Raw genomic sequence first — 4,809 nt, 5'->3', positions numbered from 1 at the left:
TGCAAATCAATCCGCGAAGAGAATCACAGCTGCCACGCGCCCGATATAAAAAGATTCACAGTCTCGTAGGGTGGGCATGCCGCCCGCGCCCAATTGCCGCAATGACCTCCAGAATAATTTTGCGGGGACCTGTCGGTGCGGCAAAACCCGGTTCGTCTTATCTGCGAGTGCCTGAAGACAAGTGACCAATAAGTGACCCCCTAACGGAGCGCGAGACGATGCGATTCATGGTGATAGTGAAGGCTAGCCGGGACACCGAAGCCGGCGTGATGCCCTCGACGGAACTTCTGGCTGCGATGGGCGCCTTCAACGAGGAGATGGTCAAGGCCGGCGTCATGCAGGCCGGCGAGGGCCTGCATCCGAGCGCGAAGGGCGCGCGGGTCAGCTATGGCGGCGGGCAGCCCCGCGTCACCCGCGGACCGTTCAGCTTGAGCAACGATCTCGTCGCCGGCTTCTGGCTGATCGAGACCAAATCGCTCGATGAAGCGATCGACTGGATGAAGCGCGCCCCGTTCGAGGACGGCGAGATCGAGATCCGGCAGGTGTTCTCCACCGAGGATTTCGGCGAGGCATTGACCCCCGAACTGCGCGAGCAGGAAGAGCGCCTGCGCGCCCAGGTCGCCACAAGGTAGCCCTCGCCGTCATTCCGGGGCGTCCGAAGGACGAGCCCGGAATCCATCGGACCGCATGCGCAAGCTGAGAAATGGATTCCGGGCTCATCGCGTTGCGATGCCCCGGAATGACATCCCCCAAACCACAAGGAACCACCCATGCGATTCATGATGCTGATGATCCCGCTCGGCTTCGAGACCGCGCCGCCGAAGATCGACCTCGATCCCGAACGCGTCAAAGCGATGATGCAATACAACCAGGCGCTGAAGGACGCCGGCGTCCTGATCGCGCTGGACGGCCTGCATCCGCCGTCGGCGGGCGCCCGCGTCTCTTTCGCGACCGGCAAGCCTGTGGTCACCGACGGTCCATTCACCGAATCGAAGGAAGTGCTCGGCGGCTACTGGATGATCAACGTGGCCTCGCGTGCGGAGGCGATCGAATGGGCCAAGCGATGCCCGGCCAGCGAGAACGAGATCATCGAGATCCGCCAGGTGCAGGAAATGAGCGATTTCTCGGAGGAGGTGCAGAAGGCAGCCGCCGGCTTCGAAGAACTGCAGCGGGACTCGGCACACCGTTAAGTCGCGCACCGATCACAAATTCAACGCCAAGGGAGAAGCACATGAGCAGCAACGATACGTTCCTCGCCGTCTATCTCGGCAGCATGAACGGCGCGCGAATGACGGCCTGGCGCGCGCTGCCGGAGGCCGAGCGGCGCGCCAAGGAGCAGCAGGGGATGGCGGCGTGGGGCGCCTGGGTCGAAAAGCATCAGGGCGTGATCGTCGAGATGGGCGGCCCGCTCGGCAAGACCAAGAAGGTCGACGCGAACGGTATCGCCGACATCACCAACCTGTTGACCGGGTTCACCGTGGTGCGTGCCGCCTCGCAGGAGGCCGCCGCCAAAATGTTCGAGAACCACCCGCATTTCGCGATCTTCCCGGGCGACTCCGTGGAGATCATGCCGGTCCTTCCGATCCCGGGCCGTTGATCTCGCCGCCGGCCCCGTAGCCCGGGTGAAGCGCCAGCGTAACCCGGGGCGGTCGTAAACGCGGACACAGCCGTCCCGGGTTGCGCGGAGCCTGTCATCGGGCGCGCGTTCGCGCGACCCGTTGGCTCCACCCGGGCTACGAACCGCCGTCATTCCGGAGCGATGCGATAGCATCGAACCCGGAATCTCGAGATTCCGGGTTCGGCTCTGCGAGCCGCCCCGGAATGACGCGAAGTTGCGCCCTCGGCGCTAGTGACCTTTGCATCCGGCTCATGTAAGAGCTTTTCACATGAGCTGGCGCAAGGATCAGCGCCGCGGCGAGCGCGGCTATCATCACGGCAATCTCAAAGAGGCGTTGCTGCAGGCGGCGCTCGACTTGATTTCGCAGAAGGGGCCGGCCGGCTTCACCTTCGCCGATGCCGCGCGCATGGCCGGCGTCAGCCCCGCCGCGCCCTATCGGCATTTCCGCGACCGCGACGAACTATTGTCGAGCATCGCCCAGCGCGGCTTCGAGCAGTTCGAGCAGCTCCTGACGCAGGCCTGGGACGACGGCCGTCCGGATACGATCACCGCGTTTGAGCGCGTCGGCAAGGCCTATCTCGCCTTCGCGCGCGAGGAGCCCGCGTTCTATTCGGCGATGTTCGAATCCGGCGTTCCGGTCGAGACAACTCCTGCACTGATGGCCGCAAGCGAACGCGCCTTTGCCGTCATTCGTGCTGCCGCGGAGCGGCTTGCGGCTTTGGCGCCGCCCGGCGTGCCGCGTCCGCCGGCGATGATGATGGCGCTGCACATCTGGGCGATGTCGCACGGTGTCGCTTCGTTATTTGGCCGTGGCGATGCTGCGCGTCGCAAACTGCCGATGACGCCGGAAGAACTGCTGGAAGCCGAAGTGCTGATCTATCTGCGCGGTCTCGGCTTCCCCACCGAGCGCACGCCCGAGCCGGTGGACGAAAAGCCCGCAGGTCCCTGGGGCAAACCGAAATAAAATTGCCGAAATAATTTTGTCGCACCCCCGTGGGGTCGGCTTGACTTTCGGAATGGATCGGCCAAGTATGTAAATGTTATTTACATTCACAACGGCGTGATGCCGTGATGGAGAAGGGAAATGGCCTACACCGCAGATGTCAATCGATGGCGCGGCCCTGTGGAAGAACCCTACCGCCCACGCATGTTCGAAAGCCCGTGGCACCCCGGCTGGATTGCCGTGACCATTCTCGGCTTCATCATTTGGTGGCCGATCGGGCTCGCCCTCCTCTTTTTCACACTCGGGAGCAGAAGAATGGGTTGCTGGAGTCACCACGATCAGGATCGCTGGCAGAACAAGATGGAGCGGATGCAGTACAAGATGGATCGCATGCGCGACCGCATGGAGCGCCGCGGCTTCGGCTGGGGCTTTGGTCCGCCCTCGAGCGGCAACCGCGCCTTCGACGAATACCGCGCCGAGACGCTGCAGCGTCTCGAAGAGGAGCAGAAGGAATTCAAGGAATTCCTGAGCCGCCTGCGCCACGCCAAGGACAAGGAAGAGTTCGACGCCTTCATGAACCAGCATCGCCAGCGTCCGACTCCGCCGAACGACCAGCCCCCGCCGCAGCAGGGCTAAAGCCATAGCGTTTTCAAGCGAAGTGGGCACCGGTTTGCGTGAAGAAAACGCGTCAAGAATAAGATCGAGAGCTAGCCTTCAGGCGATGTGCCCCCATAAAACCTGATGGCCCTGAGCCGCCCGTTTGCGAAAGCAGACGGGCGGTTTGGTTTTTGAAGCGGCCGTGTTGAACACTTCCGTTGCCGCAATGACGCTGTCGTCCCGGCCTTGAGCCGGGACCCATAACCACAAGTGTTTGGAGTGTGCTCCGCTGCAACCACTTGCACGCGCCACAACAACCGCTTGTGGTTATGGGTCCTGGCTTTCGCCAGGACGACACTGCGCCTCTTGCCAATGGCGTCGCACGATGCCAATCAAGACCCATGGACGATTGCCTGACCTTCACTGCGTCGCGCTGGTGGCGCTCCTTTTAAGGAGCGGCACGTCGTCTTGTCTCATCTGCAAAACATGAACGAGTGCCGCCGCGGTCCGGCGGGCGCATGTTCTTGTCTCAACAGGTCTCCCCGTGCTGCGGCTCTATCAGGAGAACGCCGATGCCTGTTGCCTTGACTGCTATCATTGCTGCCATCGTCGGGCCGCTCGCGTGGCTTGGCCGCCAGGGTACACGCGCCGTCGCCGCGTTAGTGTTCATCGGCATCGCGATCCCGCCGCTCGGCGAAGCCTTGCGGCCCTTCGTCACCGAAGCCGTCTTTCTCCTGCTCTGCATTTCCTTCATGCGCGTGGACCTCTCCGCGCTGCGACTCTATTTGCGCCGGCCTGCGGTCGTCGTGACCGCGACGGGATGGACGCTGCTGGCGGTCCCGGCCATCACCGGCATGTTCTGGCTTGCGACGGGCCTGCGCACGGCGTCGCCGGATCTGTTCCTGGGCCTGATGCTGCAGGCGGTGGCTTCGCCGATGATGGCTTCGCCCTCGCTCGCGGCGCTGATGGGGCTGGACGCCACGCTGGTGCTGATCACGCTGGTGACCGGCACCGCGCTGGTGCCGCTCACCGCGCCGCTGTTCGCCTATCTCTTCTTCGGCTCTGCCTTGACATTGTCGCCGGTCGCCCTCGGCGCAAAGTTGTTCCTGATCCTGGCCGGCGCGCTCGCGGTCGCCGCGATCATCCGTTTGTTGTTCGGGCTTGCCGCCATCGAGCGCCACAAGGCGCCGATCGACGGGCTGAACATCCTGATCCTCCTGGTATTCGTGTGCGCGGTCATGGGACCGGTTGCGCCGAGTTTCTGGCATGAACCGCTGCAGGCGCTCGGGCTGACGTTGCTTGCCTTTGCGGTGTTCTTCGCGCTGCTCGGCGCCACCATGCTGGTGTTTCGCCGCTTCGGCATGGAGCGGGCGCTGGCCCTGGCCTTGATGGTGTCGCAGCGAAACATGGGGTTGATGGTCGCCGCCACCGATGGCGTGCTGCCAGGCCTGACCTGGCTCTATTTCGCGCTATCGCAATTCCCGATCTATCTTGCGCCGCAACTACTCAAGCCGATCATGGGCAGGCTGACGAAGTGGCGGTAGAGGTGCCATCTGCTTTCGCAGGCGGGCCGCTGAGCAACCGGCGACATGGGTAACAGTTCAAACCGACGACATGGGTAACACAATTCTCGTTTCGTTCAGGTCTGTTG

General features: G+C 63.2%; 6 protein-coding genes. All 6 read left to right on the top strand.

All coding sequences use genetic code 11. From position 1 onward, the window contains the following. Positions 1-218 precede the first annotated feature (218 nt). The 6 genes from ACZXDY_RS44750 to ACZXDY_RS44725 all read left to right on the top strand — a co-directional run bounded on the left by ACZXDY_RS44750 (position 219) and on the right by ACZXDY_RS44725 (position 4,702). On the top strand, positions 219-632 hold the full coding sequence (locus ACZXDY_RS44750; RefSeq protein WP_464349870.1) for a YciI family protein: 414 nt from the start codon (positions 219-221) through the stop codon (positions 630-632). Between the two features lie 138 nt (positions 633-770). Continuing rightward, positions 771-1,190, top strand: a complete 420-nt coding sequence (locus ACZXDY_RS44745) for a YciI family protein (RefSeq protein WP_028163676.1) — start codon at positions 771-773, stop codon at positions 1,188-1,190. A 41-nt stretch (positions 1,191-1,231) separates the two neighbouring features. Next, positions 1,232-1,597: a YciI family protein gene (locus ACZXDY_RS44740; RefSeq protein WP_208828741.1), complete on the top strand. Its 366-nt coding sequence runs from the start codon at positions 1,232-1,234 to the stop codon at positions 1,595-1,597. Between the two features lie 289 nt (positions 1,598-1,886). Then, positions 1,887-2,582, top strand: a complete 696-nt coding sequence (locus ACZXDY_RS44735) for a TetR/AcrR family transcriptional regulator (protein WP_464349869.1) — start codon at positions 1,887-1,889, stop codon at positions 2,580-2,582. Positions 2,583-2,702: 120 nt separating this feature from the next. Beyond that, positions 2,703-3,197 carry a DUF2852 domain-containing protein gene (locus tag ACZXDY_RS44730; RefSeq protein ID WP_028163673.1) on the top strand — a complete coding sequence of 165 codons (495 nt, stop codon included), beginning with the start codon at positions 2,703-2,705 and terminating at the stop codon, positions 3,195-3,197. A gap of 533 nt (positions 3,198-3,730) precedes the next feature. Continuing rightward, entirely contained in the window at positions 3,731-4,702 is a 972-nt protein-coding gene (locus ACZXDY_RS44725) for a Na+-dependent transporter (protein WP_464349868.1), read from the top strand. The last annotated feature ends 107 nt before the right edge of the window (positions 4,703-4,809 follow it).

The organism is Bradyrhizobium sp. LeoB3 (assembly GCF_055456055.1).
This window is presented reverse-complemented; position numbering and strand designations above follow the sequence as displayed.